Consider the following 26,318-nt stretch of genomic DNA (forward strand, 5'->3'; position numbering starts at 1 on the left):
GAGGGGGAGCGGACGGCCCGGCCCGCCTCTCGCGAGGCGGGGCACCAAGTGAAGCCGTCCGACCGGTATGCCCGACAGTGCGCGCGGGACGCGGATGCGCGCACTCCGCTCACACCCCGTGTGAACCCGTTCGCACTACGCTTACGGCACCACGCCACTCGGGGGGCCAACTGATGCAGCCCAACACCCTGCTCGACGCGATCCTGGACGAGGCGGGGATCTCGCACGCCGGGCTCGCCGCGCACGTCAACCAGGCCGGCCGCCGCCGGGGACTCGCGCTCAGATACGAACACACCGCCGTCGCACGGTGGTTGAAGGGTCAGCGGCCGAGAGGCCAGGTGCCGGATCTGATCTGCGAGGTGCTCGCGGGACGGTTACGGCGCCCGGTCACGCTGGACGACATCGGCCTCGGCGTGCCGGGCGAACCCGCCACCGCCCACGCCGGCTCGCTCTCCGGGTTCGTGGAGCGGGCCACCGCGCTGTGGCGCTCCGACGAACAGCAGCGCCCGCATGTGCTGGGCGCGCCCGCCGTCACCGGTACGCCCGCGGTGATGCCGGTGTGGGAGTGGGAGAACCCGCCGGAGGACGTGGACGTGTCGCGCGGCGGACAGCACCGGGTCACCGAGGCGGACATCGGCACCCTGCGGGCGGCCCGCGCGCACTACGAGCAGATGTACCGCAAGGCCGGCGGCGTGGCGACCCGCACCCGCATCGTCGGCTTCCTCAACGCCGAGGCCGCGCCGCTGCTGCGCGGCAGCTACCCCGACGACACCGGACGCCAACTGCACCGTGCCACGGGCGGGTTGGTGGCCATCGCGGGCATCTGCGCCTACGACTCCGACGCGCACGGGCTGGCCCAGCGCTACTTCCACCAGGCGCTGCGGCTGGCGAAGGCGAGCGGGGACCGGGGGCTCGGGGCGTACGTGATAGCGCTGCTGGTCAACCAGTCGCTGTTCATGCGGGAGTACCGGCAGGCGGTCGCCTTCGCGGAGGCCGCGCTGCGTACGGCCGGCCGTCACATCACCCCGGCGCTCGCCTCCGACCTGTACGCGATGCAGGCCAAGGCGTACGCGCATCTCGGCGACGGGGGCGGCGCGCTGTCCGGCATCCGGCGGGCGGAGACGGCGGCCGGGCAGATCCGGCCGGGCACCGAACCGGACGAGACGGGGTACGTCCAGCCGGGCCTGGTGAACGTCCAGGTGGCGGAGGCGCTGCTGAGCCTCGGTGAGCTGTCGGCCGCGCGGGAGCACGCGGCGGCGGCCGTGGACACTCCGGCGCACGACCGGGGCCGGGTGCACCGGCTGGCGATGCTGAGCACGATCGAGCTGCGGCAGGGCAACGCCGACAAGGCGGTGGCGACCGCCGTGCAGATGGCCGAGCAGGCGCGTGGCATGGAGTCCCAGCGACTGCGCGACCGGCTCCGGGCGGTGCGCGAGTACCTGGTGCGCTGCGGCTCGGCCGGGACCGCGGACGCGGCGGAACTGATCGACGGCGCGCTGCGCGTACCGCTGTAACGGGCGGGGGGCGCGCGCCGCCGAAGCGAGCGCCCTGTAGGCCGGGAATAGTCCCTGCTGCGATATTGCCACTTACTCGGCGGAAGGTGGCAGAACCGTGCAGTGGACGAAACAGAACGAACAAACTGTGTACGCGAACCGCTGGTTCAGCGTCAATCTGGCGGATGTCGAGCTGCCCAACGGCTCACATCTCGACCACTTCCTCATCCGGCTGCGGCCGGTCGCCGTCGCCACGGTGGTCAACGAGGCCAACGAGGTCCTGCTGCTGTGGCGGCACCGCTTCATCACCGACAGCTGGGGCTGGGAGCTGGCCGCGGGGGTCGTGGAGGACGGCGAGGACATCATGAGCGCGGCCGCGAGGGAACTGGAGGAGGAGACCGGCTGGCGGCCGGGGCCTCTGCACCACCTGATGAGCGTGGAGCCGTCCAACGGCCTCACCGACGCCCGGCACCACGTGTACTGGTCCGAGCAGGGTGAGTACACCGGTCATCCCGTGGACGACTTCGAGTCGGACCGCCGTGAGTGGGTCCCGCTCAAACTCGTCCCCGACCTGATCGCCCGTGGGGAGGTCCCGGCCGCCAACATGGCGGCCGCGTTACTCCTGCTGCACCATCTCCGGCTCGCCGACGGTCAGTGAGCCAGCGCCTGCCAGACGGCGACGGCGAGCGCCCCCAGGGCGGTGAGCGCGGCGACCGAGGGCAACGGCCAGCGGGCGTGTTCGAGCGAGTTCACCCGGGAGTTCAGCTCATCCAGCTCCTTGGCGGTCTCCTCGGTACGGTGACTGAGCAACGCCAGCCCGCCTTCGACGCGCGCGTAGGCGACGTCGAGGCGGCGGCGTAACTCGGCCAGTTCTCCGTGAACCACGGCCTGCTCCGGTTCGACGGTCACGGGTCCACTCCTCTCCATGGTCGGACGGGACGACTCCGCATCCCTTGCATGCGCATGCAGAGTCAACCGCCCCGGCGGACCCAGGGGGAGCGTGTGCGACCGGCATATGCGAGCCCCCGGCGCACACGGAGTGTGAAACACATGGGCCCGGCACCTATAGGTGCCGGGCCCATGTGTTTCAGTCCTCGTCCGGTACCGCCTCGGCTCCGTTCCGCCCGCGCATCCGGACGAAGACCGGGTTCACCGCCACGGTGGCCGTCTCCAGGCGTTCGGCCTCTTCGCTCCGCCCCTCGGCGCGCAGGGCGAGGACGACGTCGTGGGTGACGGCCGCTTCGTTCCACTCGTAGTCACCCGACCGGTAGACCTCGAGGGCGGCTTCGAAATCGGCGTGCGCCTCCGGGTAGCGGCCAAGGTCCCGGTACGCGACCGCGCGCAAGTGAAGCGCCATGGCCCCGGCGTAGGCATCTCCCGCGCGCCCGGTCACCTCGACGGCGTGGGTCAGCGGTGCCAGGGCCTCCTCCGGCCTGCCCTCCTTCAGGTGCAGCCAACCCACGTCCCGCTGGGTGTGGGCGAACCACATCTTGTCGCCGATCCGCTGGAAGACGCCGAGCGCCGTCCTGGCCGTGCTGGATGCTTCGGCCAGGTCGCCCATGCCCGCGAGGACACGGATCCTGGCGTTGGTGACCCGCCCGACCCAGAGTTGCTCACCCATGGGCCCGAAGATCTCCTCCGCGCGCCGGTAGCGGTCAAGGGCCTCCTCGCGGCGGCCGAGGAGGCGGTAGATCTTGCCCAGGGCGTAGAGGCAGGCCCCTTCCCATCTGCGATCCTTCAGCACCCGGAAGTCGTGGATGGCTGCCTCCAGCAGCGGTGCCGCTTCTTCCGGCCGCCGCAGATAGCCGAGCGTCTCCGCCAGGGTCCGCCGCAGCCGGGCCCGCGCCCGACGGTCACCGGAGTCCTCGGCCAGCCGCAGCGCTTCCCGCTGGCTCTGCTCGGCGAGCTCCGGCTTGCCCCGCCATCTCTGGAACTCGCCCAGCTTCTCCAGCGAGTTGAGGACGTGCCAGGAGTCGCCGGCGGCCCGCAGCCCGTCCGTCGCGGTGCTCATGTGCCGCAGGGCCTCGCGGTAGTCGCTCTTCGCCGCGTGGGCGCGGGCGACGACCATCTCGTCCCTGGCACGGTCCACCGGGTCCGTCGCCCCGCCGCATTCCGTTCCGTCGGTCAGCAGAGTCAGGGCCGTGTCGGGCACGCCCTCGGTCAGCGCCACGGCCGCACGTGCGCGTCGCAGGCTTCCAGCAGTCCGCGGCCGGGCCTCGGGCGGTGCGCTGAACAGCCAGTTCGCGGAGCCGACGGGCAGAGTGATGTCGTCGAGGAAGTACGACAACGCCTCCCCGATCTCTGCGGCCTCCACGTCCATGCCGAGACTGCGGCCCCGCCCGATGGCCCACAGCAGCCGCTCCTGCTCGCCCGACACCCAGGAGGCCGCCGGCAGCCGGTCCAGGTCGCCGGTCCGCTCCGGTGGTACCTCTGCCGCCAGCTCCGGCGCGCGCCGAGCGGCCAGCTGGACCACGGCGTCCCGGAAAGCGCGCACCTGACGGGTTTCCAGCGCTTGCCGCTCGTCCGGCGGCAACTGGTCGGACTGCTCCGCGGCGTAGACCCGGATCAGGTCGTGGATGTGATAGCCGGCGTCCGCCGCGCTGTCGTCACCGCGAGCTTCCATCAGGCTGACCTCGATCAACTCGTCGCACGCCGCGACCGCTGACTCCCATGAGCCCGCGACAGCGGCGAAGTGCCAGTCACTGAGCCGTCCAGCCGGCAGCGACGCGACCAGCCCGAAGGCCGCGCGGGTGGCTTCTCCCAGTTCCCGGTAGGTGAAGGCCAGACAGGCATCCAGGCTCTTGTCCTCGTGGACGAGTTCCCGCAGCCGGTGCCGCTCGTCCTCGAGACGGGCCTGCATCCGTGCCAGGCTCAGGTCCGGGCGCTGTCTGAGTTTGGAGCCGACGATGCGCAGGGCCAGGGGGAGCCGCCCGCAGAACCGTGTGATCTGCAGGGCGACGGCCGGGTCGGCCGCGACGCGGTCCTGACCGGCGTAGTGCGCGAGGACATCCAGTGCGTCGTTCTCGTCCGGGAGGACGACCTGCACAGGAGGACGCGCGACGTCTCCGGCGGACAGCGCCTTGCGGCTGGTGATCAGCACGGCACACCCCGCACCCACGGGGAGCAGCGGCCGGACCTGTTCGGTGCTGTGTGCGTTGTCGAGCACGATCAGCAGGCGCCGGTCGTTGGTCAGGGCGCGCAGCAGCGCGGCTCGGTCCGCGACCCCGGCCGGGATGTCCTCGTGCGCGACCTCGAGTCGCCGCAGGAGTTGCTCCAGGGCTTCGGCGCTGGTCCGGGGCTCGTCGGCGTCGCCCCGCAGTTCCAGGTAGAGCTGGCCGTCGGGATACTCGTCCCGCACCCGGTGTGCCGCGTTCAGAGCGAGGGCCGTCTTGCCCGCACCCGGCGCCCCGTGGATGACGACGATCTTCGACTGCCCGTGTAAGGGGTCGAGGGTCAATGCGCCGCCGGGCGACGCCGGAACGTCCCGGAGCACGGCGAGCAAGCCGTCGAGCAGGACCTCCCGTCCCACCCAGGGCGCCGTACCGGGCAGTTCGTGCCGCGGGGCTCTCCGCGCGGCCGCGGGTGTGAGCGGCTCGGTCTGGGGGCGAGCCGAGTGGTACCAGGCCAGGCCGCCGACCAGTACGGCCGCCCCGCCGCAGACAGCGACCGCGGCCGGCCCGTGGAAGAGGTCGAAGATGATGTCGCCGGTCATGCTCAGCCCGGCCACGCTGCCGCCGACCGCGCCGGCGGCCCAATAGGGCGCGCGACGTGAACTGACCTGCTCCGTCATGGAATTCCCCCGTGAAGTCGGCGCGGCGTGTGCCGATGATGACACGAGCGTGAGCACGAGGACAGCGCCTTCACCGCCATCCGCGCCGGGCCGACGAGCGGCTCGGCGCGACGGCGATCGCTGTCCTCCGACGAGGGAGGGGCGTGCCGGTCAGGTCAGCTGTACGAGTAGAACCCCGAACCCGACTTCCGGCCCAGGCGGCCGGCCTCGACCATGCGCTGGAGGAGCGGGGGCGCGGCGTAGAGGGGTTCCTTGTACTCCATGTACATGGAGTTGGCGATCGAGACGATCGTGTCCAGGCCGATGAGGTCGGAGAGCTTCAGCGGGCCCATCGGGTGGGCGCAGCCCATCTCCATGCCGTTGTCGATGTCCTCGCGGCTGGCGATACCCGACTCGAACATGCGGATCGCGGAGAGGAGGTAGGGCACCAGCAGGGCGTTCACGACGAAGCCGGAGCGGTCCTGGGCGCGGATGGCGTGCTTGCCGAGGACCTTCTCCGCGAAGATCTGGGCCCGGCTGAGCGTGCCCTCGGAGGTGGTGAGGGCCGGGATCAGCTCGACCAGGTTCTGTACCGGGGCCGGGTTGAAGAAGTGGATGCCGATCACGTGGTCGGGGCGCGAGGTGGCGACCGCCAGCTTCACCAGGGGAATGGAGGAGGTGTTGGAGGCCAGGATCGCGTCGGGACGCGTCATCACCTGGTCGAGCACCTGGAAGATCTCCGTCTTCACCTGCTCGTTCTCCACCACGGCCTCGATCACCAGGTCGCGGTCGGCGAACTCGCCCAGGTCGGTGGTGAAGCTCAGCCGGGCGAGGGCCGTGTCGCGCTCCTCCTCGCTGATCTTGCCGCGCTCCGCCGCCTTGGCCAGGGAGTTGTGCAGCCGGGTACGGCCGTACTCCAGGGCGTCGCCCGTGGTCTCGGCGACCATCACGTCCAGTCCCGCGCGTGCGCACACCTCGGCGATGCCCGCGCCCATCTGGCCGCAGCCCACGACTCCGACGCGCGAGATGTCTCCGGCTCGGAAGTCCGTCACATCGTCCCCTTCGCTGGTTCTACGGCTCGTGCAGGGCGTCCGGTTTCGGTGCCTGCTCCGATCGTGCACGTTACCGCCAAGTATCGATGATCGATCGACGGGGTAGGGACAAGCCGTGCCTCCGGGACGATCCGTCACGGGGCGGACTCGGAGCGTGTGGGAGGTACGGATGGCGGCTCGTGCGATGTCCGGTACGCGTTCTCCGGCGGGGGCCGTCTCGCGGCGGACCGTCGCCCTGGGGGTGCTCGCCGCTCTGACGACGGCCGGGAGCACCCCGGCGTACGCCTCCGGGCGGCACCACCGGGAGATGCGCGGCGTCTGGCTCGCCACCGTCGCCAACCGGGACTGGCCCTCGCGGCCGGGGCTCCCGGCCGAGGAACAGCGGGCCGAGCTGATCGCCCACCTCGACCGGGCGGTGGCGGCCCGGCTCAACACCGTGATCTTCCAGGTGCGCCCCACCGCCGACGCCCTGTGGCCCTCCCCGTACGAGCCCTGGTCCCAGTACCTGACCGGTACCCAGGGCCGCGACCCCGGCTGGGACCCGCTGGGCACCGCCGTACGGGAGGCCCACGCGCGCGGGCTTCAGCTGCACGCCTGGTTCAACCCGTACCGCATCGCCAACCACACCGACCCCACGCGTCTCGTCCCGGACCACCCGGCGCGGCGGCACCCGGAGTGGGTCGTGCCCTACGGCGGCAAGCTGTACTACAACCCCGGCCTGCCCGAGGTCCGGCACTTCGTCCGCCGGGCCATGCTGGACGCGGTCGCCCGTTATCCGGTGGACGCCGTCCACTTCGACGACTACTTCTACCCGTATCCCGTCGCCGGGCAGACCTTCGACGACGACGCCGCCTACGACGCCTACGGGGGCGGCTTCGACGACCGGGCCGCCTGGCGCCGCGACAACATCGACCGGCTGGTGCGGGAGGTCGCGGCGGGCATCCGGCGCGTACGGCCCGGCACCCGCTTCGGGATCAGCCCCTTCGGCGTGTGGCGCAACGCCGCCACCGACCCGCGCGGCTCCGACACCCAGGCGGGCGTGCAGACGTACGACGACCTGTACGCGGACACCCGGAAGTGGGTCCGCGAGCACTGGATCGACTACATCGTCCCGCAGATCTACTGGAACATCGGTTTCCCGGCCGCCGACTACGCCCGCCTCCTCGACTGGTGGGCGGAGCAGGCGGCGGGTACCCGGACCCGGCTGTACGTGGGGGAGGCGCTGTACAAGGCGGGCGCGGCCGGGCAGCCCCCGGCCTGGCAGGACCCCGCCGAACTGTCCCGGCACCTCACCCTGGCCGCCGGGTATCCGCAGGTGCGCGGGCATGTCTTCTTCGCCGCCCAGGAGGTGGCCCGCGATCCGCTGGGCGCGATGGCGCGGGTCGTCGCCGACCACTACCGCCGGCCGGCGAGACCCCCGCGCTGACCCCGTTGCCTTCGTCTGCTTCGTCTCGTCTAGTTCGTCTCGTCCTCGTGGTGACGGACCTGGCAGTCCGGGCCGGGCGACATGATGGCCTCGTGCCCGTCCTCGAAGCGGACGCGGTAGGGCGGTTCGCCCTCCTCGCCGATCACTTCGACCACTTCCGTGACCTGATCGTGTTGGCCGACCACTCGTCCGTGCTGGACAAGGTGGTCGCCCTTGGTCGCACGCATCTTCGGGCCCTCCTCACGGTCACGACCGTTGGGTGACGGCGATGCACACGAGCACGGCGAGCGCGGTCAGCGGTGCGGCCGCGGGGACGTGCTCGCCCAGTAGCAGTGCCGACCACACCAGTGTGAGCAGGGGCTGAGCCAACTGCAACTGGCTGGCCCGCGGGATGCCGACGGCCGCCATGCCCCGGTACCAGAGGAGCAGCCCGAGGAACTGCGAGCCCACCGCGACCCACAGCACCCCCGCCACCCCGTGCGCGGTGAGCCGTACCGGCTCGTGGCCCAGCGCCAGCGCGGTGCCGAGCGCGCTCAGCGGCAGGCACAGCACCAGCGCCCAGCCGATGACCTGCCACCCCGGCATGACACGGGCCAGCCTGCCGCCCTCGGTGTATCCGGCCGCGCACACCAGCAGCGCCGCGAAGAGATAGGCGTCCGCCCTGGTCAGCGCGCCGCCGCTCTGGGTGACCGTGAACGCGACCACGGCCGCCGCGCCCGCCAGCGCGGCCGTCCAGAACCGGCGCGAGGGGCGCACGCCGGTACGCAGGGCGGACACCGCGGCGGTGGTCAGGGGGAGCAGGCCCACCACGACGGCCGCGTGCGCGGTGGTGGAGGTCTGGAGGGCGAGGGTGGTCAGCAGCGGGAAGCCGAGCACCGTGCCGGCCCCGACCACTCCCAGCCCCACCAGATGGCGGGCGGCGGGCAGCGGCACCCGCAGAAGCAGCAGGCAGGCGCCCGCGACCAGGGCCGCGAGGACACCCCGGACCGCCACGAGCGACCAGGGGCCGAAGCTCTCCAGGCCCCAGGCGGTGGCGGGGAAGGTGAGGGAGAAGGCGACGACGCCGAGAGCGGCCTGGCCGCTGCCCAGGAGCAGGGGCTCGCGGGGCATGGTGACTGCTATCGGGGTCGTATCGGTAGCGCTACTCTGTGCTCTCATGAACGAGCGTAGCAGTGTGCGGGAACTGGCGGACCAGCTGCGCAGGGAGCTGGACCGCTACTCACCTGATGGAAAGCTCCCGTCGAGCCGGGCCCTGGTCGAACGGTTCCGGGTCAGCCCGGTGACCGTCTCGCGGGCGCTGGCCCAGCTCGCCGCCGAGGGCCTTGTCGTCACCCGGCCCGGCGCGGGCGCCTTCCGGGCCCGGCCGCGCGCCGCCACCCCGCCCGCCGGGGACACCTCCTGGCAGGAGGTCGCGCTGAGCGCAGACGCCGCCGGCGACGTCGTACCCCGCACCGTGGACGCCTCCGGGGTCATGGTCTCGCTGCCCGCGCCGCCGCCCGGCGTGCTGGAGCTGAGCGGCGGCTACCCGCACCCCTGCCTCCAGCCCGAGCAGGCCATGGCCGCGGCCCTCGCCCGCGCCGGACGGCGCCCCGGCGCCTGGGGGAGGCCGCCGCTGGAGGGGCTGCCCGAGCTCCGGGAGTGGTTCGCGCGCGGAATCGGCGGCTCCGTCACCGCCGCCGAGGTGCTGATCGCGGCCGGCGGCCAATCGGCGCTGGCCACCGCCCTGCGCGCGCTCGCCCCGCCCGGCGCACCGGTCCTGGTCGAGTCACCCACCTACCCCGGCATGCTGGACCTCGCCCGCGCGGCCGGCCTGAGGCCCGTACCGGTGCCGGTCGACGCCGACGGCGTACGCCCCGACCTGCTGGCCGACGCCTTCCGCGCCACCGGCGCCCGCGTCTTCGTCTGCCAGCCCCTCTTCCAGAACCCGACCGGCGCCGTGCTCGCCCCCGGCCGCCGCGCCGAGGTGCTGCGCATCGCCCGTGCCTCGGGCGCCTTCGTGATCGAGGACGACTACGTACGCCGCCTCGCGCACGCCGACGCGCCCCCGTTGCCCCGGCCGCTGGCGGCGGACGACCCGGACGGCGTCGTCGTGCACGTCGGCTCGCTCACCAAGGCGACCTCGCCCAGCTTCCGGGTCAGCGCCCTCGCCGCGCGCGGCCCGGTACTGGAACGCCTGCGCGCCATCCAGATCGTGGACAGCTTCTTCGTGCCCCGGCCGCTCCAGGAAGCGGCGCTCGAACTCGTCGGCTCACCGGCGTGGCCGCGCCATCTACGGTCGTTGTCGGCCGAGTTGGCCGTGCGGCGCGAGGCGATGGCCGGCGCGCTCGCCCACCGGCTGCCCGAACTCGCCCTGCCGCACATCCCGTTCGGCGGCTTCCACCTCTGGCTCCGCCTGCCCGAGGGCGTCACGGAGGCGGCCCTGACCGCGGCCGCCCTCCGCGCGGGCATCTCCATCACCCCCGGCCGCGCCTACTTCAGCGCCGAACCCCCGGCGGACCACATCCGGTTGAGCTTCGCCGCGGTCGCGGGTACGGGGGAGATCGCGGAGGGGGTTCGGCGGCTGCGGGCGGCGTGGGACGAAATACGGTGAAGTCACTCAAGTCGCTGAGAAAATGCGGGTGTTGAGACAGGCGGGACGATGTTTTCCGGTCACCCTCCAACCGGCCGGGGCAATGGCTCTTGACCGGCCCCCGTCCTGGGATCACCATCACCGCATGCCACTTCGGGTGACGTTCGTGGCCGCAGCGCACGGTTCCCCGTCGCACGCGGAGCGGTTCCAGGACGACCGGCCGCTGGACCAGGCGGGCTGGGACGAGGTGCAGCGCTCGGTCGGGTACCTGCTGCCGCTGGCCGCGGCCGAGTTGCGCTACTGCTCCCCGACCCCGCGCAGCCGCGCCACCGGCGACGCGCTCGGCTACGCTCCCCTCGCCCAACTCGCCCTGCGCGACTGTGACATGGGGCGCTGGCGGGGGCTGACCGTGGCCGAGGCGATGGCCCGCGAGCCGCAGGCGGTGGACGTCTGGCTCGCCGACCCGAGGGCCAGCCCGCACGGCGGCGAGTCGATGCTCGCCTTCATCTCGCGGGTGGGCGGCTGGCTCGACACCCGGCCCGGCGACGACCACGCCCGCATCGTCGCCGTGGCCGAGCCGTCCGTGATCCGCGCGGCCCTCGTCTACGCCCTCCAGGCACCCCCGGCCGCCTTCTGGAGCATCGACGTACGCCCGCTGTCCACGATCACGGTCGCCGGCCGCGCGGGCCGCTGGACCCTGCGCCTGGACGCGGTGTCCCCTCAGCCCTCGCGCACGTAATCCGTGGTGAGCACGAGATCCTTCTTCGGCCCGCCGACCCGCCACACCGAACGCCAGTGATCGGCGTCGGTGACGGTGAACTCACCCCGGTAGAAGTCGGCCGCGCAAGGGTGCCCGGCGATGTGCCGCCCGCTGCGCAGATCCAGGTCGTGGAAGGGCCGCCCGTCCGCGAACCGCACCTCCGCCGTACCCGGCACCGCCCCCGGCACGAACCGCAACGTCCGCATGGCGGGCCGCGTCACCCCCTGCCAGGTGAACTCCCCGGCCTCCTCGTGCAACAGCCCGTCCGGCGACGGCCCGAAGGTCGTATGCCCCTCGAAGTACCCCTCGTCCGCGCCCGCCAGATCCCGCACGGTCCGCGTGACCCGCCAGCGCCCGGCGAGAAACCCGAGCACATCGGGAACGGGCAGATGGCCCCCGTCGCTCACCGCGTCCACCGGGACCCCCCGCGCGGCCCGTCGGGCGACCCGACCGGCCTCTTCCGCCGGGCCTGCGCCCTGACTTCGTGATGCGCGACATGACTGGTGGCCCGGAAAGCCTCCTCGTACGCCGAAAGCACCCCGCCTCCGCCCCCGCGCCGCCGCACGAACCGGGCCGGCCAGGTCAGGGCCCCCAGCACCACCGCCAGCCCGCCGAAGAGGATCAGGTAGGGCACCAACGCGTTCATACGACCGAGCTTACGGGCCACCCTCCGGCGGGCTCACCGGTCCGCCCCCTCCACCGGCAGCCACAGCTCCGCGTCCGCCTCGCTCCCGTCCCCGGACGGCCGCACGCGCAGGATCTCCGGGCCGGGGCGGCTCGCGTACGGGTTCGACGGGAACCACTGCGTGAACACGTCCCGCCACAGCGTCTGGACCGCCAGCGGCATGGGCCCGGAGACCGTGAACACCGCCCAGGTGCCGGCCGGGACGGCCAGCGTGGCCAGGCCCTCCGGGGCGGGGGACGAGGTGACCACGCCCTGGTAGTAGTCGAGTTCCGTGCCCTCGGCCCGGCTCGGGTCCAGGTCGTCGCAGACCGCGACGACGCCCTCCGGCTCCTGGTCCGACAGTTTCGCCAGCCGCTCCAGATCCTCCCGGCCGATCCCCCGGACGAAGTCCATGATCGCCTGGTTCGGCCCCGCGTGCACCAACGGCACCCGGGCCTTGAATCCGACCACGCCGAACGCCTGCTTCCGCTCGATCCGGTGTCGCATGTCGCTGTTCCCTTCGATGACGAGGCGGAAGGACATCCGGGGCTGTGAGCTGAGCGTGACACCGGCCCGCCGGGCCTCACTCGGGCCGACGCCGTGCATCGCCCGGAACGCCCTGGCGAACGCCTCGCCCGAGCCGTATCCGTAGCGCACCGCGATGTCGAGCAGCGTCTCCCGCCCCGCGACCACCTCCGCGGCCGCGAGCGTGAGCCGCCTGCGCCGGACGTACTCCGACAACGGCATCCCGGCGAGCGCGGAGAACAGCCGCCGCAGGTGATACACCGACGTACCCGCGACCCGCGCGAGTTCCTCCGGATCGACACTCCCGTCGAGCCCCCGCTCGACGTGCTCCATCGCCTGATTGAGCCGCTCCAGCACGTCCCGTTCCCTTCCTTTGACACCGGGAACGCTAGGCGCGAGGGGGAACCCGGCACCCGACAATCCATGCCCGATTCTGTCGGGTGGTCGGTCGGAGCACTGACCGGGGCTGCCCGGAAAACAGCGAAGGCAAGGAGTTCGGAAACCCCTTGCCACTCTCAAGATATAGCGCACGGGGGGCCTTGCGGCAAGGCCCCGGTGGTGTCGCAGAATGGGCGGCCGCGGCCGGGAGTGAGGGAAATGGCGCGTTCGTGGAATGCACGTCGCTTTATCCGGCTTGCGCTCGAATTCGTTGATGGGGTGGGTGGATGACTGACGTGATCGTGGTCGGCGGCGGGCCGACCGGGCTGATGCTGGCCGGGGAGCTGCGTCTGGGCGGGGTGGAAGTCGTCGTGCTGGAGAGGCTGGCCGAGCCGAGCAGCCAGTCCCGCGGACGTGGCCTGCACGTGCGCAGCGTCGAGGTGATGGACCAGCGGGGCCTGCTGGACCGGTTCCTCGCAAAGAGCGAGAAGTTCCAGGTCGGCGGGCTCTTCGGCGGCATCATGAAGCCGTGGCCGGACCGGCTGGACACCGCGCACCCGTACGGCCTCGCCACGCCGCAGGCGGCCACCGAGCGGCTGCTCGACGCGTGGGCCCGCGAACTCGGCGCCGAGATCCGGCGCGGCCAGGAGGTGGTCGCGCTGAGCCAGGACGCGGACGGGGTGACCGTGGGGCTGGCCGACGGCGGCGAACTGCGCTCGCGCTACGTCGTCGGCTGCGACGGCGGCCGCAGCACGGTACGCAAGCTGCTCGGCGTCGGCTTCCCCGGTGAGCCCGCCACGGTCGAGACACTGCTCGGCGACATGGAGGCCACCGAGGACCCGGCGACGATCGCCGCCGTCGTGGAAGAGGTCCGCAAGACACAGCTGCGGTTCGGGCTCTCACCCGACGTGGACGGCCAGAAGGGGCTGTACCGCGTCATCGTGCCCGCCGACGGTGTCTCCGAGGACCGGTCGGCCCCGCCGACCCTCGCGGAGTTCAGCAAGCAGCTACGGGCGGTCGCCGGCACCGACTTCGGCGTGCACTCACCCCGCTGGCTGTCCCGCTTCGGCAACGCCACCCGGCAGGCCGAGCGTTACCGCGTCGACCGGGTACTGCTGGCCGGCGACGCGGCCCACATCCACCCGCCGACCGGCGGCCAGGGGCTCAACCTCGGGGTGCAGGACGCGTTCAACCTCGGCTGGAAGCTGGCCGCCGAGGTGCACGGCTGGGCACCGGACGGCCTGCTCGACAGCTACCACACCGAACGCCACCCGGTCGGCGCCCGCGTACTCGAGAACACCCGCGCCGGAATCACCCTCCTCGGCACCGACCCCGGCGCCACCGCGCTGCGCGAACTCTTCTCCCGGCTCATGGACTTCGAGGAGGTGAACCGCTACATCACCGGCATGATCACCGCCGTCGACGTCCGCTACGACCTCGGCGACGGCCATGAACTCCTCGGCAGGCGGCTACGGGACGTCAAGCTGAAGCAGGGGCGCCTCTACGAGCACACGCACCACGCCCGCGGCCTGCTCCTCGACCGGACCGGCCGCCTCTCGGTGGAAGGCTGGGCGGACCGGGTCGACCACGTCATCGACGTCAGCGAGGAACTCGACGTGCCTGCCGTGCTGTTGCGCCCGGACGGCCATGTGGCGTGGGTGGGGGAGAGCCAGGAGGACCTGCTCATCCACCTGCCCAAGTGGTTCGGCGAGGCCGAGGTCACGGCGCCGGGTACTCGGCCAGCAGCGTCTCACTCGCCTTCTCGCTGACCAGGTAGACCGCGGAGGCGATGAACAGACCGGGGATGTCGGGAAACACCGACGCGTCCACCACCCGTAGCCCCTCCACTCCGCGCGTACCGTCCTCGAGGCGGTGAAGGACTGATCCCTCAGGGCAGCGCGAGCACGCAGAACTCGTTGCCCTCGGGGTCGGTCAGACACGTCCACGGGACGTCGCCCTGGCCGAGGTCCAGATCGGTGGCGCCGAGGGCTTTCAGCCGGGCGACCTCCGCCGCCTTGTCGTCGCCTGGGTCGGGGAGCAGGTCGAGATGGACGCGGTCGGGCGCCGTGTCCGCTGTGGGCGAGCGGAACAACTCCATATACGGACCAGTGCCGTTGGCCGACCGCAGCAACACGAGGTCGTCGGTCGCCCGGTGCACGGTCCAGCCCATCGCCTCACCCCAGAACCGGGCCATCGCCCGCGGCTCCACACAGTCCACGACCACCGCCGCGATCGGCCCGGTGTCCCGGTACCGCTCCCGAGGCTCCAGCACACAGAACTCGTTCCCCTCCGGATCGGCGAGCACCGTCCACGGCACGTCCCCCTGCCCGATGTCGAGAGCCGTGGCGCCATGATCCTTCAACCGCGCCACCAGCCCCGCCTGGTGATCCAGGGAGGTCGTGGCGAGATCAAGATGCGTACGGTTCTTCGCCGCAGTCTTGGCCCCCGGCACCGGCACGAAATCCACACCGACCACCACGGGGTCCGGCCAGACGAGCCCACCGGGAGGCCCGACATAGGTCGTCACACCGGGACTGTAGGCATCCCACCCCAGGGCCTCAGCCCAGAACCGCCCGACCGCCGGGGCGTCAACCGCCTTGATATTGACGTGCACAGGTCGCAGTCCCATGGCGGTGATCCTATGCGTGGGTCCGTGAGGGCATCCGGAGGTTGATCTGTCTGCTGGTCACCGTGCGTGAGGCCGAGCCCAGGGCCGACGTTCGCGCCGAAAAGCGACAGCCCCTCCGCGGAACGATCTCCAGGCTGGCCCGATGACTCACGGAAAGACCTCTTACGTCTGCCTCTCCTGCCGTGTCTCGTACAAGCAGTGGTACGACAGGGCGCGGCAGCGAACCTGTCCGAGTTGTGCCGGGCCGTTGATCCACGCCGGGTCGGCGTTCGCGGCGCCCCGGCGGCGGGATCTCGCGGACTGGCGGACGCTGGCCGTGCTGCTCCGGGCCGGGGTGGGGTTCCACAAGAGCTGCTGCGGTGGGCCGGGGGAGCGGCCGCGGACGCTGCGGGAGGTGCGTGAGCAGGTGGCGTACGCGCGGCGCGGCGGTACCTCGGTCGCCGCTGCGCTCGGGCAGCGGCATCTGCCGTAGCGGGGCTGTACGCCGCTGGAACGCCCCGGAGGCGAGCGGTGGCGGCGCTGTACGCGTGAAGGCCGCACCTGGATCGGCCAGTTGGCCCGGCCTCACTGTCGGCGCCCTGTGTCATCATGCGGACGCGTCCCAGGGGAGTGGGCCGCGGTTCACTGATCGCCAGGGGGCTGGAATGGGTGCGGGTACGGAGCCGGACGGCTCGTCCAGGTCCGACGAGGAGTGGGAGCGGTTTCTGCGCGAGTCGGTGGCGGGTACCACCGACGCGCCCAAGGAGCCCTCGGCGCGGGCCCGCGAGGTGGCGAGACGGCTGCGCACGGAGCCCGACAGAGGCCCGGACGGCTGGCGCGGCCACCCGCCTGAGCGGCCCAAGCGCCGCGTGGGCTGGTACGTGGTCGGACTGCTGGCCGTGCTGGCCCTGCTCTTCGTGGCGCTCGCACCCGGACGGGTGGTGGACCTCGTCACCGGTTCCGACTCGTCGCGGCCGGACGCCCAACGCCCCACCGCTCAGGACCCGTTCCGTGGTTCACCGGCGGCGACCTGGGCGAGCGGAGCGGCGGGGATCACCATGCCGAAGGAGGCCAAGGCGGTCGGCTGGATGAGCGCGGCCGAGGTCGGGCGGGCCCTCGACCGCAGCCGGGACTTCCTCGTCGCGTCCAGCCTGGACCGGGGGGTGCTGCGGGGCGCGCGCCCCGAGAAGGCGATCGCACTGATCAACCCGCACCAGAAGGACGTCCAGGACCTGCTGAGAACCGCTTTCCGCACCCCGGGCGAGAAGAACGACCCCCTCCTCCTCTTCAGCCGCTTCCAGCCCTCCCGCGCCCACCTGGTCGGCGACATCGTGAAGACGCGCGGCGCGCTCACCTACCGCGAGGGCGAGCACGGCGCCCTCCAGGTGACCGCCGACGTCACCTTCGTCTACCCGGTCGCCCGCACGGGCGGCGACGACGAGATCGTGCGCACGATCGTCCGACGGGAGCTGGTCCTGAGCTGGGACGACCCCGGCAAGGTGATCACCGAGCCGGGCACGTTCTCGATCGTCTCGTACAAGTACGACATGACCAACGGCGGCTGCGGCATCCCCACCGGCTACTTCGTCCCACCCTTCGGCCCCGACCGCCGGGCGGAGGAAACCGGCAGGGAGGTCGACCCGTACGACCGCCGCACGCCGTTCGGGCGGGGAGGATCCTCCGGGGACGAGTGCGGGAGAGCGACGCGGTCCTAGCCGGCGGTGGCAGCCACCCCACCGAGCCCCTCCTTCGCACACCTGATTGCATAAACCTGCGGAGCTACGTATAGTCATGCCAGTTGAAGGAGGTTGACATGGTGGTGCGCGCGGCGGTGGCCGGGGCCAGTGGGTATGCGGGTGGGGAGTTGCTGCGGCTGCTGCTCGGGCATGCCGGGGTGGAGGTCGGGACGCTGACCGGGCACTCCAGCGCGGGCCGACGACTCGGGGAGCTGCAGCCGCAGCTCGCGCCGCTGGCCGACCGGGTGCTGGCGGAGACGACCGCCGAGGCGCTCGCCGGGCACGACGTGGTGTTCCTGGCGCTGCCCCACGGGCAGTCCGCCGCCGTCGCCGAGCAGCTCGGCCCGGATGTGCTCGTGATCGACCTGGGCGCCGACTTCCGGCTCACGGACCCCGCCGACTGGGAGCGGTTCTACGGCTCCCCGCACGCCGGCACCTGGCCCTACGGCCTGCCCGAACTCCCCGGTGCGCGCGCCGCGTTGGAGGGCGCCAAGCGCATCGCCGTACCCGGCTGCTACCCGACCGCCGTCTCCCTCGCCCTCTTCCCCGCATACGACGCCGGGATCACCGAGCCCGAGGCCGTGATCGTCGCCGCCTCCGGTACCTCCGGGGCCGGCAAGGCGCCCAAGGCGCACCTGCTCGGCAGCGAGGTCATGGGCTCCATGACGCCGTACGGCGTCGGCGGCGGCCACCGGCACACCCCCGAGATGATCCAGAACCTCAGCGCGGCGGCAGGCGAGCGGGTGAGCGTCTCCTTCACCCCGACCCTCGCCCCCATGCCACGCGGCATCCTCGCCACGTGCAGCGCCAAGGCCCGCGCCGGAGTCACCGCGGAGGCGGTCCGCGCGGTCTACGAGAAGGCGTACGCCGACGAGCCGTTCGTCAGGCTGCTGCCCGAGGGGCAGTGGCCGGTCACCGGCGCCGTGACCGGCTCCAACGCCGTCCAGGTGCAGGCCGCCCTGGACGCGGAGACCGGCCGGGTCATCGTGATCAGCGCCATCGACAACCTGACCAAGGGCACCGCGGGCGGTGCCGTACAGAGCATGAACATCGCCCTCGGGCTCGACGAGACCACCGGGCTTTCCACGATCGGAGTCGCGCCTTGAGCGTCACAGCGGCCAAGGGATTCACCGCGGCGGGCATCGCCGCCGGGATCAAGCAGAACGGCAACCCCGACCTGGCCCTCGTGGTCAACACCGGCCCCCGACGGGCCGCCGCCGGCGTCTTCACCGCCAACCGCGTCAAGGCCGCCCCGGTGCTGTGGTCCGAGCAGGTCCTCAAGAGCGGCCAGGTCAGCGCGGTCGTCCTCAACTCCGGCGGCGCCAACGCCTGTACCGGCCCCCAGGGCTTCCAGGACACCCACGCCACCGCCGAGAAGGCGGCCGAGGTCCTCGGGCGCGGCGCCATCGAGGTCGCCGTCTGCTCCACCGGCCTCATCGGTGTGACCCTGCCGATGGACAAGCTGCTGCCCGGCGTCGAGAAGGCCGCCGCCTCCTTGAGCGAGCACGGCGGCGAGAAGGCCGCCCTCGCCATCAAGACCACCGACACCCACCACAAGACCGCCGTGGTCACCCGGGACGGCTGGACGGTCGGCGGCATGGCCAAGGGCGCCGGCATGCTCGCCCCCGGCCTCGCCACCATGCTGGTCGTCCTCACCACCGACGCCGACCTCACCACCGCCGAGCTGGACAAGGCACTGCGCGCCGCCACCAAGGTCACCTTCGACCGCGTCGACTCCGACGGCTGCATGTCCACCAACGACACCGTCCTGCTGCTCTCCTCCGGCGCCTGCGGCATCACCCCCGGCTACGACGACTTCGCCGACGCCGTCCGCGAGGTCTGCGCCGACCTCGGCCGCCAGCTCATCGGGGACGCCGAGGGCGCCAGCAAGGACATCAAGGTGGAGGTCGTGGGCGCGGCCACCGAGGAGGACGCCGTGGAGGTCGGCCGCTCCATCGCCCGCAACAACCTCCTCAAGTGCGCCATCCACGGCGAGGACCCCAACTGGGGCCGCGTCCTGTCCGCCATCGGCACCACCAAGGCCGCCTTCGAGCCCGACCAGCTCAACGTCGCCATCAACGGCGTCTGGGTCTGCAAGAACGGCTCGGTCGGCGAGGACCGCGACCTGGTCGACATGCGCTACCGCGAGGTCCACATCGTCGCCGACCTCGCCGCCGGCACCGAGGGCGCCACCATCTGGACCAACGACCTCACCGCGGACTACGTCCACGAGAACAGCGCGTACAGCTCATGAGCACGCCCACGCGGAAGCACACCGCGCTGCCCAAGGCACAGACCCTCGTCGAGGCGCTGCCCTGGCTCACCCGCCACCACGGCCGCACCGTCGTCATCAAGTTCGGCGGCAACGCCATGGTCGACGAGAGCCTCAAGGCCGCCTTCGCCCAGGACGTCGTCTTCCTGCGCCACGCCGGCCTGCGGCCCGTCGTCGTGCACGGCGGCGGCCCCCAGATCAGCGCCGCCCTCGACCGGCACGGCATCGTCAGCGAGTTCAAGGCGGGCCTGCGCGTCACCACCGAGGACGCCATGGACGTCGTACGGATGGTGCTCGCCGGGCAGGTGCAGCGCGAGCTGGTCGGCCTGCTCAACCAGCACGGGCCGCTCGCCGTCGGCCTCACCGGCGAGGACGCCCACACCATCACCGCGACCCGGCACCGGCCGAGGATCGACGGCGAACTCATCGACATCGGACGCGTCGGCGAGATCACCGAGATCGACACCGGCGCCATCGAGGCCCTGCTCGCCGACGGCCGCATCCCGGTCGTCTCCTCGATCGCCCGCTCCCAGGATGACGGACATGTCTACAACGTCAATGCTGATACGGCGGCTGCGGCACTCGCTGCTGCGCTGGGCGCCGAAACCCTCATGGTCCTCACCGACGTCGAGGGCCTCTACGAGGACTGGCCGCACTCCGACGAGGTGATCAGCCGCCTCACCGCGACCCAGCTGGAGAAACTGCTGCCCGACCTGTCCTCGGGCATGGTGCCCAAGATGGAGGGCTGCCTGCACGCCGTACGGGGCGGCGTGCGCACCGCCCGCGTCATCGACGGCCGCGTCCAGCACTCCATCCTGCTGGAGATCTTCACCGACGAGGGCATCGGCACCATGGTCGTGCCCGACGAGCCGGACACACCGGGGGAGTCATGAGCAACGAGGAACTGACCGCGCGCTGGCAGGGCGCCCTCATGAACAACTACGGCACCCCGCGGCTCCCCCTCGTACGAGGTGAGGGGACGGCCGTCTGGGACGCCGACGGCAAGCGCTACCTGGACTTCGTCGGCGGTATCGCGGTCAACGCCCTCGGGCACGCGCACCCGGCGATCGTCCGCGCGGTGAGCGAGCAGATCGGCACCCTCGGCCATGTCTCCAACCTGTTCGTCGCCGAGCCGCCCGTCGCCCTGGCCGAGCGCCTGCTGCGGCTGTTCGGCCGGGACGGCAAGGTGTTCTTCTGCAACTCCGGCGCCGAGGCCAACGAGGGGGCGCTGAAGATCGGCCGGCTGACCGGGCGCACCCACATGGTGGCGACCAGCGGCGGCTTCCACGGCCGCACCATGGGCGCCCTCGCCCTCACCGGCCAGCCCGCCAAGCAGGAGCCGTTCCGCCCGCTGCCCGGCGACGTCACGCACGTACCGTACGGCGACCCGCAGGCGCTCGCCGCGGCCGTCACCCCGGACACGGCCATGGTGATCATCGAGCCCATCCAGGGCGAGAGCGGTGTCGTGGTGCCCCCGCCCGGCTACCTCAAGGCCGCCCGCGCCATCACCGCCGCCACCGGCGCCCTGCTCGTCCTGGACGAGGTGCAGACCGGCGTCGGCCGGACCGGCGACTGGTTCGCCTACCAGGCCCACGAGGGCGTGCTGCCCGACGTCGTCACCCTCGCCAAGGGGCTCGGCGGCGGACTGCCGCTCGGCGCCACCATCGCCTTCGGCCGCGCCGCCGACCTGCTCCAGCCCGGCCAGCACGGCACCACCTTCGGCGGCAACCCGGTCGCCTGCGCCGCCGGACTCGCCGTCCTCGACACCATCGAGGACGAGGATCTGCTCGCGAACGCCAAGCGGCAGAGCGAGGCACTGCGCGCCGGGATCGAGGCGCTGGACCACCCGCTGGTCGGCCATGTCCGGGGCGCGGGCCTGCTGCTGGGTATCGTGCTCACCGGGCCGCACGCCGCGCAGGCGCAGGCGGCGGCCCAGGAGGCCGGGTTCCTGGTGAACGCGCCCGCCCCCGACGTCGTACGGCTCATGCCCCCGCTGAACCTCCGCGACGACGAGGTGGACGCCTTCCTCCAGGCGCTGCCCGGCATCCTCGACGCAAGCGACGAGGACGGACGATCCCGAGAATGAGACGACGATGAGCCAGGCGCAGGACCACGATCAGGCGGCGGGCGGACCCGCCGTACCGCAGACCCGGACGGCCCGACACCGCCGGATCGTGGACATCCTCAACCGGCAGCCGGTGCGCTCGCAGAGCCAGCTCGCCAAGCTGCTCGCCGACGACGGGCTGAGCGTCACCCAGGCGACGCTCTCCCGCGACCTGGACGAGCTGAACGCGGTCAAGATCCGCAACACCGACGGCGACCTGATCTACGCGGTGCCCAGCGAGGGCGGCTTCCGCACCCCGCGCGCCCCGCTGGGCGGCTCCGCCAAGGAGGAGCGGATGCGGCGCCTGTCCCAGGAGCTGCTGATCTCCGCCGAGGCGTCCGCCAACCTCGTCGTGCTGCGCACCCCGCCCGGCGCCGCCCAGTTCCTCGCCTCGGCCATCGACCAGGCCGAACTGCACGACATCCTCGGCACCATCGCCGGCGACGACACCCTCATGCTGATCAGCCGCGACGCGACGGGCGGCCAGGCCCTCGCCGACCATCTGCTGAGGCTGGCCCAGAACACGTAGTGAGACGGAGGGGCGGGGCCCGTACAGAACCCCGCCCCCTCACCCCAGCCGAGTAGCCAGCCCCCCGGTGCAGCGCACCTCGTCGCCCGCCGTGATCAGCAGGCCCTCCACGTCCGGCAGGGACTCCAGCCAGGCCAGGCCCGCGCGGGAGCCCATGGCGAAGGCGGCCGTGGCCCAGCAGTCGGCCCAGGTCAGCCGGGGGGTCACCACCGTCACGGCGACCAGGTCGGTCACCGCGGAGCGGCCGGTGCGGGGGTCCACGATGTGCGCGCCGCGCTCGGCCGTGCCCGAGGTCGCCACCGCCAGCTCGTTAGCCCCGGCCGCCGAGACCACCGCCGCAAGGCCGCCCGGCCGGAGCGGGTCGGCCACGCCCACCCGCCAGGCCCGGTGCGGCTCGGGCGCCCCCAGCATCTGGACGTCACCCCCGCCGTTCACACTGACCCCGCACACCCCGGGGACGGCGGCCAGCGTGCGCGCGGCCCGCTCGGCGGACCAGCCCTTGACGATCCCGGTCGGGTCCAGCGTCCCCCGGTACCGGGTGCTGAACCAGCCGTCGCTGACCCGCTCCGCCTCGGCCGCCAGCGCCAGCACCTCGCGCACCTCGGGGGCGCACTGCTCCGGCGTCAGCTCCTCGCGGGCCAGCCGGGACACCTCGCTGTCCTCGCGGTAGGTGCTGAACACGGCGTCGACCCGGTGCAGTCCCGCGACCGCCGTCTCCAGCGCCGCGCGCACCTCGTCGGGGTCGCCGCCGCGCACGTCGAAGGAGAAGACGGTCCCCATGACCTCCTCCGCGTGCCGCAGCACATGCGGTGTCCCCGCCCGCTCGGCCACCGTCTCAGCCACCGGCCTGGTCCAGCGCGGACTGGAGCGACTTCTTGTACCCGGTGCTGGTGTAGGTCGCCCCGGACACCGAGTCGATGTCCGCGCTCTGCGTCGCCAGGGCCGCCTGGTTCAGCCGGGGCACCGCGAGCGCGGTCTTCTGGTCGCTCTCGCCGCCCTTGGGCGCCTGGACCGCCTCCGCCTTGGTGATCTTCTTCCCGCTGAGCGTCACCCGGACCTGGACGGCCCCGTACGGCGTCTGCTCCGCGCTGCCGGTGACCGTACGGGCCTGCGCCGCCCCCGAACTCCCGCCCGCAGAGCCCTTCTTCACCTGGTCCAGCGCGGACTGGAGCGACTTCTTGTACCCGGTGCTGGTGTACGTCGCCCCCGACACCGAGTCGATGTCCGCGCTCTGCGTCGCCAGGGCCGCCTGGTTCAGCCGGGGCACGGCCAGCGCGGTCTTCTCGTCGCTCGTCGGGCCCTTGGGCGCCTCGACGGCCTCCGCCTTGGTGATCTTCCCGCCGCTGACCGTCAGCCGGACCCGCACGGCACCGTACGGCGTCTGCGCCGCGTCCCCGGTCACCGTGCCGGCCTTGTCCGACGCCTGGTCGCCGCCCGACCCGCCCTGCGGCGACTCCTGCGCCGCGGCCGCCGGCGGGGCTGCCGCCGACGCCGAGGCCGGATCGGAGGCGGGCTTCAGCGACAGCAGCAGCACGACACCGGACACGGTGGCCGCGGTGGCCAGCATCACGCGCCGAATGGGGTGGCTCTTCCTCATGACTTCTGAGCTCCGCTCACATCTCGAACGACTCGTGATGGATACGCCGGGCGGGGACACCCGCGCCGCGCAGTGCCTCGTACACCGACTGCGCGAAGCCGGGCGGCCCGCACATGAAGACGTCGTGGCGGTCGATGTCGGGCATCTTGCGCCGGAGGTTCTCCGCCGAGATGTCCGGCCGCTCACCCTCCGGGCTGTTCACCGCGTACATCAGCCGGGCGCCCCGCTCCTCGGCGATCGCGGCCAGCTCGTCCCACAGGGCCAGGTCCTGCGTGGTGTTGGCCCGGTACAGCAGGGTGATGTCACCGGAGGCCCCCGGCAGCGTCTCGAACAGCGCCCGCATCGGCGTGATCCCGACCCCGCCCGCCACCAGCAGCACCTTGCCCCGGCTGCGCCGCTGCGCGGTGAGCGCCCCGTACGGGCCCTCCGCCCATACCCGCGTGCCCGGCGTCAGCTCGCGCAGCCGCGCGCTGTGGTCACCGATCGCCTTCACGGTGATCCGCAGCATGCCCGGCCGGGGCGCCGCCGACAGCGAGTACGGGTGCGAGCTGAACCGCATCCCCGGCGCCAGGAACCGCCAGCGGAAGAACTGGCCCGCCTGCGCGCCCATCCGGTGCAGCTTCCGCCCGGAGATCAGCACCGACACGATGCCCGGCGACTCCTCGATCACCGCCTCCACCCGCATCCGGTGCCGCAGGTTCAGCCGGACCGGGACGATCACCCGGTACCAGAGCACCAGCGCGGTCACCGCGCCGTACAGCACGTACCAGAAGGTCTTGGCGGACGGCTCCACCGCGAAGTCGTTGCCGGTGGTGATCTGGTGCCAGAAGGTCAGGAACACCGCCGCGTAGGTGAGCAGATGCACGTGGTACCAGGTGTCGTACGGCAGCCTGCGCCGGACCACGCCGATGGAGGAGAGGCCGATCACCACGAACAGGCCGGTGCCGATGGCCGCCTTGCCCATGTCGGGCAGCTGGTTCACCGAGTCGACGGTCTGCTGGACGATGTCGCCGAGCGACTTGCCCGCCTGGAGGGCGTACCCCCACATGATGAGGAAGACGTGCGCCAGGACCAGGCTGAGCGTGTAGCGGCCGCTCATCGCGTGCCAGCGGGCCACCCGGTCCGAGCCGACCCGCCGCTCCAGCGCCGGTACGCGCGCCATCTGGAGCACGACCAGCGCCATCAGGTACCCGGCGAGCAGACCGGTGATCCTCCCTGCGTTCAGGACCCGGCCGGCGTTGTCGGCGATCGAGGGGGTGTTGTGCCACCAGAGCCACAACACGGCCGCCGCGCCGGCCCACACCGCGAGCAGCAGTGGGACGGCCGGCGAGCGGCGCGGGCGGATGCGGCGCATCGTCTGGCGGCGGGCGGCACGTCCGCCTGCGAGCGTGGTGGTCACGGTTCCTCCGGGGGACTTGACCCTTGACCCACACATACGTGCGGTGCGAGCGGAGTGTTCAGCGTCCCGGCGGGTGACCTGGCGGGTGTCAGTAGCCGGTGATCGAAGTGGCCCCGCCCGTCGTCCCGATGGCGATGTGCGGGCGCCTGGACGGGTCGGCCCAGCGGAGGACGCGGGCCATGGCGTCGGCGGGTACGGACACACAACCCGCCGTCGCCGCTCTGCCGTTGACGTGAAGGAAGATGCCCGCGCCGCGCCCGCGCACCGGACGGTGGTAGTTGAAGCCGATGACCAGGGCGTGGGCGTACTGGGTGGCGTAGGAGACCAGGTGCTCGGACTCCGAGGCGCGGCAGTCGGTCGGGAGGGGGTCCACCCAGCGGTTGTAGGCGCGGGAGTCGTTGTCCTGGCACCACCAGGAAGTCTCGTGCACCGGGGCGTACTTGACGTGTGTCCCGGGCGGCGCCGCCTCGATGCCGAAGCCGAACGGCAGGTCGTACAGCCCCGCCGGGGTGGTGTTGGTGCCCTGCTGCCGCTCGGTGCCCTCCACCAGACCGCCCGACCCGAACCGCGCGGGCGCGGTCCCGGCCACCGTCCAGTGACCGTGCCGCCGGTCCCACCAGGTGAGGGTGCCGGTGGTGGAGCCGGTGTCCGGTGCCTCGGCGGTGATGAGCTGGGTGCCGCCGCCGGTGTCCGCCAGGCGCGCGGGCAGCGGCACGTCAGAAGGCGCGGGCGCGAGACCGAGCGCGCAGAAGGAGGCGGACACGAGGGCGGTGACCAGGCGGCGGCGCATGGCTCAGACCGTAGAGGGCGGCAGCGGCAACGGCAGGCCGGGCAGCCCGTCGATGCTCGTGGCGATGTGCTCCTTCCTGGTGAAGTAGTCACTGAGCGAGGCGTCGTCCTCGCGGGCGAACCGCCGCCCGTGCAGCTCGCGGTCCTCCTCGTACGCCATGCGGGGAACGGCGTACCCGCAGGAGTCGCGGATCAGGTCCGCGCGCACCACGATGACCGCCCGCAGCCCGTGCGGGGCCGGGTCGATGCCGGGGAAGGCGGCCAGCAGGTCCGGGAAGCGAGGGTCGTCGCGGAAGACGGGCTCGCCCCGGCCGTGCACGCGCACGATGTTCGGCGGGCCCTGGAAGGCGCACCACATCAGGGTGATCCGGCCGTTCTCCCGCAGGTGGGCCACGGTCTCCGCGTGGGAACCCGCGAAGTCGAGATAGGCCACCGTCAGCTCGTCCAGCACGACGAAGGAGCCCTTGAGGCCCTTGGGGGAGAGGTTGACCGTGCCGTCGCCGGCCAGGGGCGCGGTCGCCGTGAAGAAGAGGGGCTGCTCCTCGATGAATCTCCGCAGCCGGCCGTCGATCCGCTCATATGTCTTTCCCATGCCCGCTGACTACCCCGCCGCCGCGATTGACGAATCATGCGGAGTTCTGCATACTC

General features: G+C 72.3%; 27 protein-coding genes. 13 read left to right on the forward strand and 14 right to left on the reverse strand.

Annotated elements, in window-relative coordinates:
- Positions 1–173: 173 nt before the first annotated feature.
- The gene (locus ACIGA3_RS19705; protein ID WP_399717102.1) at positions 174–1,514 is read left to right on the forward strand and encodes a transcriptional regulator; all 1,341 of its coding nucleotides are present in this window, start codon (positions 174–176) and stop codon (positions 1,512–1,514) included.
- A gap of 97 nt (positions 1,515–1,611) precedes the next feature.
- Positions 1,612–2,151 (forward strand): NUDIX hydrolase, encoded by a 540-nt coding sequence (locus ACIGA3_RS19710; RefSeq protein WP_399717105.1) that lies wholly within the window; start codon positions 1,612–1,614, stop codon positions 2,149–2,151.
- Here ACIGA3_RS19710 and ACIGA3_RS19715 read toward each other — a convergent pair.
- The 3 genes from ACIGA3_RS19715 to ACIGA3_RS19725 form a co-directional block, all read right to left on the reverse strand.
- Complete coding sequence (locus ACIGA3_RS19715; RefSeq protein ID WP_399717108.1) at positions 2,145–2,402, reverse strand: hypothetical protein; 258 nt, start codon at positions 2,400–2,402, stop codon at positions 2,145–2,147. The genes ACIGA3_RS19710 and ACIGA3_RS19715 overlap by 7 nt on opposite strands.
- A 178-nt stretch (positions 2,403–2,580) precedes the next feature.
- Complete coding sequence (locus tag ACIGA3_RS19720) at positions 2,581–5,283, reverse strand: tetratricopeptide repeat protein (RefSeq protein WP_399717111.1); 2,703 nt, start codon at positions 5,281–5,283, stop codon at positions 2,581–2,583.
- A gap of 155 nt (positions 5,284–5,438) precedes the next feature.
- On the reverse strand, positions 5,439–6,314 hold the full coding sequence (locus tag ACIGA3_RS19725) for a 3-hydroxybutyryl-CoA dehydrogenase (RefSeq protein ID WP_399717114.1): 876 nt from the start codon (positions 6,312–6,314) through the stop codon (positions 5,439–5,441).
- A 169-nt stretch (positions 6,315–6,483) separates the two neighbouring features.
- On the opposite strand from ACIGA3_RS19725, the gene ACIGA3_RS19730 reads away from it, so the two are divergent.
- Positions 6,484–7,740, forward strand: a complete 1,257-nt coding sequence (locus tag ACIGA3_RS19730; RefSeq protein ID WP_399717117.1) for a glycoside hydrolase family 10 protein — start codon at positions 6,484–6,486, stop codon at positions 7,738–7,740.
- Between the two features lie 29 nt (positions 7,741–7,769).
- On the opposite strand, the gene ACIGA3_RS19735 is transcribed toward ACIGA3_RS19730, so the two are convergent.
- Together ACIGA3_RS19735 and ACIGA3_RS19740 are read right to left on the reverse strand one after the other, a co-directional pair.
- A complete protein-coding gene (locus ACIGA3_RS19735) occupies positions 7,770–7,967 on the reverse strand; it encodes a DUF1918 domain-containing protein (RefSeq protein ID WP_381093172.1) in 198 nt (65 codons plus the stop codon).
- 19 nt (positions 7,968–7,986) lie between these two features.
- Positions 7,987–8,898: a DMT family transporter gene (locus tag ACIGA3_RS19740; protein ID WP_399717119.1), complete on the reverse strand. Its 912-nt coding sequence runs from the start codon at positions 8,896–8,898 to the stop codon at positions 7,987–7,989.
- On the opposite strand from ACIGA3_RS19740, the gene ACIGA3_RS19745 reads away from it, so the two are divergent.
- On the forward strand, positions 8,897–10,330 hold the full coding sequence (locus tag ACIGA3_RS19745) for a PLP-dependent aminotransferase family protein (protein WP_399717122.1): 1,434 nt from the start codon (positions 8,897–8,899) through the stop codon (positions 10,328–10,330). The two genes, ACIGA3_RS19740 and ACIGA3_RS19745, sit on opposite strands and share 2 nt — an antisense overlap.
- Before the next feature lie 124 nt (positions 10,331–10,454).
- Entirely contained in the window at positions 10,455–11,048 is a 594-nt protein-coding gene (locus ACIGA3_RS19750) for a histidine phosphatase family protein (protein ID WP_399717125.1), read from the forward strand.
- Here ACIGA3_RS19750 and ACIGA3_RS19755 read toward each other — a convergent pair.
- Together ACIGA3_RS19755 and ACIGA3_RS19760 are read right to left on the reverse strand one after the other, a co-directional pair.
- Positions 11,030–11,476, reverse strand: a complete 447-nt coding sequence (locus tag ACIGA3_RS19755; RefSeq protein WP_399717127.1) for a DUF6314 family protein — start codon at positions 11,474–11,476, stop codon at positions 11,030–11,032. The genes ACIGA3_RS19750 and ACIGA3_RS19755 overlap by 19 nt on opposite strands.
- Before the next feature lie 272 nt (positions 11,477–11,748).
- Positions 11,749–12,615, reverse strand: coding sequence for a GyrI-like domain-containing protein (locus ACIGA3_RS19760; RefSeq protein WP_399717129.1), 867 nt, complete (start codon positions 12,613–12,615; stop codon positions 11,749–11,751).
- Positions 12,616–12,923: 308 nt separating this feature from the next.
- Here ACIGA3_RS19760 and rox point away from each other — a divergent pair, with 308 nt between their 5' ends.
- Positions 12,924–14,405: a rifampin monooxygenase gene (gene rox / locus ACIGA3_RS19765; protein WP_399717132.1), complete on the forward strand. Its 1,482-nt coding sequence runs from the start codon at positions 12,924–12,926 to the stop codon at positions 14,403–14,405.
- Here the strand turns inward: rox and ACIGA3_RS19770 are convergent.
- Together ACIGA3_RS19770 and ACIGA3_RS19775 are read right to left on the reverse strand one after the other, a co-directional pair.
- A complete protein-coding gene (locus ACIGA3_RS19770) occupies positions 14,356–14,484 on the reverse strand; it encodes a hypothetical protein (RefSeq protein ID WP_399717135.1) in 129 nt (42 codons plus the stop codon). The two genes, rox and ACIGA3_RS19770, sit on opposite strands and share 50 nt — an antisense overlap.
- Before the next feature lie 40 nt (positions 14,485–14,524).
- On the reverse strand, positions 14,525–15,265 hold the full coding sequence (locus ACIGA3_RS19775; RefSeq protein ID WP_399717137.1) for a VOC family protein: 741 nt from the start codon (positions 15,263–15,265) through the stop codon (positions 14,525–14,527).
- A gap of 142 nt (positions 15,266–15,407) precedes the next feature.
- On the opposite strand from ACIGA3_RS19775, the gene ACIGA3_RS19780 reads away from it, so the two are divergent.
- The 7 genes from ACIGA3_RS19780 to ACIGA3_RS19810 all read left to right on the forward strand — a co-directional run bounded on the left by ACIGA3_RS19780 (position 15,408) and on the right by ACIGA3_RS19810 (position 21,885).
- Positions 15,408–15,737, forward strand: coding sequence for a deoxyxylulose-5-phosphate synthase (locus tag ACIGA3_RS19780; RefSeq protein WP_399717140.1), 330 nt, complete (start codon positions 15,408–15,410; stop codon positions 15,735–15,737).
- A 172-nt stretch (positions 15,738–15,909) separates the two neighbouring features.
- Positions 15,910–16,959: a hypothetical protein gene (locus ACIGA3_RS19785; RefSeq protein WP_399717143.1), complete on the forward strand. Its 1,050-nt coding sequence runs from the start codon at positions 15,910–15,912 to the stop codon at positions 16,957–16,959.
- Between the two features lie 98 nt (positions 16,960–17,057).
- Complete coding sequence (argC, locus tag ACIGA3_RS19790) at positions 17,058–18,086, forward strand: N-acetyl-gamma-glutamyl-phosphate reductase (protein ID WP_399717146.1); 1,029 nt, start codon at positions 17,058–17,060, stop codon at positions 18,084–18,086.
- Positions 18,083–19,234, forward strand: coding sequence for a bifunctional glutamate N-acetyltransferase/amino-acid acetyltransferase ArgJ (gene argJ / locus ACIGA3_RS19795; protein WP_399717149.1), 1,152 nt, complete (start codon positions 18,083–18,085; stop codon positions 19,232–19,234). Before argC ends, argJ begins: the two co-directional genes overlap by 4 nt.
- On the forward strand, positions 19,231–20,145 hold the full coding sequence (argB, locus tag ACIGA3_RS19800) for an acetylglutamate kinase (RefSeq protein WP_399717153.1): 915 nt from the start codon (positions 19,231–19,233) through the stop codon (positions 20,143–20,145). Before argJ ends, argB begins: the two co-directional genes overlap by 4 nt.
- Complete coding sequence (locus ACIGA3_RS19805) at positions 20,142–21,338, forward strand: acetylornithine transaminase (RefSeq protein ID WP_399717155.1); 1,197 nt, start codon at positions 20,142–20,144, stop codon at positions 21,336–21,338. The genes argB and ACIGA3_RS19805 overlap by 4 nt, the downstream gene beginning before the upstream one ends.
- Positions 21,339–21,345: 7 nt before the next feature.
- Complete coding sequence (locus tag ACIGA3_RS19810; protein WP_399717158.1) at positions 21,346–21,885, forward strand: arginine repressor; 540 nt, start codon at positions 21,346–21,348, stop codon at positions 21,883–21,885.
- A 39-nt stretch (positions 21,886–21,924) separates the two neighbouring features.
- Here the strand turns inward: ACIGA3_RS19810 and ACIGA3_RS19815 are convergent, their stop codons facing one another.
- The 5 genes from ACIGA3_RS19815 to ACIGA3_RS19835 form a co-directional block, all read right to left on the reverse strand.
- Complete coding sequence (locus ACIGA3_RS19815) at positions 21,925–22,665, reverse strand: FAD:protein FMN transferase (RefSeq protein ID WP_399717615.1); 741 nt, start codon at positions 22,663–22,665, stop codon at positions 21,925–21,927.
- A 55-nt stretch (positions 22,666–22,720) separates the two neighbouring features.
- The gene (locus ACIGA3_RS19820; protein ID WP_399717160.1) at positions 22,721–23,482 is read right to left on the reverse strand and encodes an FMN-binding protein; all 762 of its coding nucleotides are present in this window, start codon (positions 23,480–23,482) and stop codon (positions 22,721–22,723) included.
- A gap of 16 nt (positions 23,483–23,498) precedes the next feature.
- The gene (locus tag ACIGA3_RS19825; protein WP_399717163.1) at positions 23,499–24,881 is read right to left on the reverse strand and encodes a ferric reductase-like transmembrane domain-containing protein; all 1,383 of its coding nucleotides are present in this window, start codon (positions 24,879–24,881) and stop codon (positions 23,499–23,501) included.
- An 88-nt stretch (positions 24,882–24,969) separates the two neighbouring features.
- Positions 24,970–25,671 (reverse strand): L,D-transpeptidase, encoded by a 702-nt coding sequence (locus ACIGA3_RS19830; RefSeq protein WP_399717164.1) that lies wholly within the window; start codon positions 25,669–25,671, stop codon positions 24,970–24,972.
- A gap of 3 nt (positions 25,672–25,674) precedes the next feature.
- Positions 25,675–26,262, reverse strand: a complete 588-nt coding sequence (locus tag ACIGA3_RS19835; protein ID WP_399717167.1) for a pyridoxamine 5'-phosphate oxidase family protein — start codon at positions 26,260–26,262, stop codon at positions 25,675–25,677.
- Positions 26,263–26,318: the final 56 nt, after the last annotated feature.

This window comes from Streptomyces sp. NPDC085596 (genome assembly GCF_044541565.1).
GTDB lineage: Bacteria > Actinomycetota > Actinomycetes > Streptomycetales > Streptomycetaceae > Streptomyces.

What these genes read in the sequence shown, in the direction of transcription:
- ACIGA3_RS19705 (WP_399717102.1), top strand. Translation starts at nt 174, where the DNA reads ATGCAGCCCAACACCCTGCTCGACGCGATCCTGGACGAGGCGGGGATC.
- ACIGA3_RS19720 (WP_399717111.1), bottom strand. Translation starts at nt 5,283, where the DNA reads ATGACGGAGCAGGTCAGTTCACGTCGCGCGCCCTATTGGGCCGCCGGC.
- ACIGA3_RS19730 (WP_399717117.1), top strand. Translation starts at nt 6,484, where the DNA reads ATGGCGGCTCGTGCGATGTCCGGTACGCGTTCTCCGGCGGGGGCCGTC.
- ACIGA3_RS19735 (WP_381093172.1), bottom strand. Translation starts at nt 7,967, where the DNA reads ATGCGTGCGACCAAGGGCGACCACCTTGTCCAGCACGGACGAGTGGTC.
- ACIGA3_RS19745 (WP_399717122.1), top strand. Translation starts at nt 8,897, where the DNA reads ATGAACGAGCGTAGCAGTGTGCGGGAACTGGCGGACCAGCTGCGCAGG.
- ACIGA3_RS19740 (WP_399717119.1), bottom strand. Translation starts at nt 8,898, where the DNA reads ATGAGAGCACAGAGTAGCGCTACCGATACGACCCCGATAGCAGTCACC.
- ACIGA3_RS19750 (WP_399717125.1), top strand. Translation starts at nt 10,455, where the DNA reads ATGCCACTTCGGGTGACGTTCGTGGCCGCAGCGCACGGTTCCCCGTCG.
- rox (WP_399717132.1), top strand. Translation starts at nt 12,924, where the DNA reads ATGACTGACGTGATCGTGGTCGGCGGCGGGCCGACCGGGCTGATGCTG.
- ACIGA3_RS19775 (WP_399717137.1), bottom strand. Translation starts at nt 15,265, where the DNA reads ATGGGACTGCGACCTGTGCACGTCAATATCAAGGCGGTTGACGCCCCG.
- ACIGA3_RS19780 (WP_399717140.1), top strand. Translation starts at nt 15,408, where the DNA reads ATGACTCACGGAAAGACCTCTTACGTCTGCCTCTCCTGCCGTGTCTCG.
- ACIGA3_RS19785 (WP_399717143.1), top strand. Translation starts at nt 15,910, where the DNA reads ATGGGTGCGGGTACGGAGCCGGACGGCTCGTCCAGGTCCGACGAGGAG.
- argC (WP_399717146.1), top strand. Translation starts at nt 17,058, where the DNA reads ATGGTGGTGCGCGCGGCGGTGGCCGGGGCCAGTGGGTATGCGGGTGGG.
- argB (WP_399717153.1), top strand. Translation starts at nt 19,231, where the DNA reads ATGAGCACGCCCACGCGGAAGCACACCGCGCTGCCCAAGGCACAGACC.
- ACIGA3_RS19805 (WP_399717155.1), top strand. Translation starts at nt 20,142, where the DNA reads ATGAGCAACGAGGAACTGACCGCGCGCTGGCAGGGCGCCCTCATGAAC.
- ACIGA3_RS19810 (WP_399717158.1), top strand. Translation starts at nt 21,346, where the DNA reads ATGAGCCAGGCGCAGGACCACGATCAGGCGGCGGGCGGACCCGCCGTA.
- ACIGA3_RS19815 (WP_399717615.1), bottom strand. Translation starts at nt 22,665, where the DNA reads ATGGGGACCGTCTTCTCCTTCGACGTGCGCGGCGGCGACCCCGACGAG.
- ACIGA3_RS19820 (WP_399717160.1), bottom strand. Translation starts at nt 23,482, where the DNA reads ATGAGGAAGAGCCACCCCATTCGGCGCGTGATGCTGGCCACCGCGGCC.
- ACIGA3_RS19830 (WP_399717164.1), bottom strand. Translation starts at nt 25,671, where the DNA reads ATGCGCCGCCGCCTGGTCACCGCCCTCGTGTCCGCCTCCTTCTGCGCG.
- ACIGA3_RS19835 (WP_399717167.1), bottom strand. Translation starts at nt 26,262, where the DNA reads ATGGGAAAGACATATGAGCGGATCGACGGCCGGCTGCGGAGATTCATC.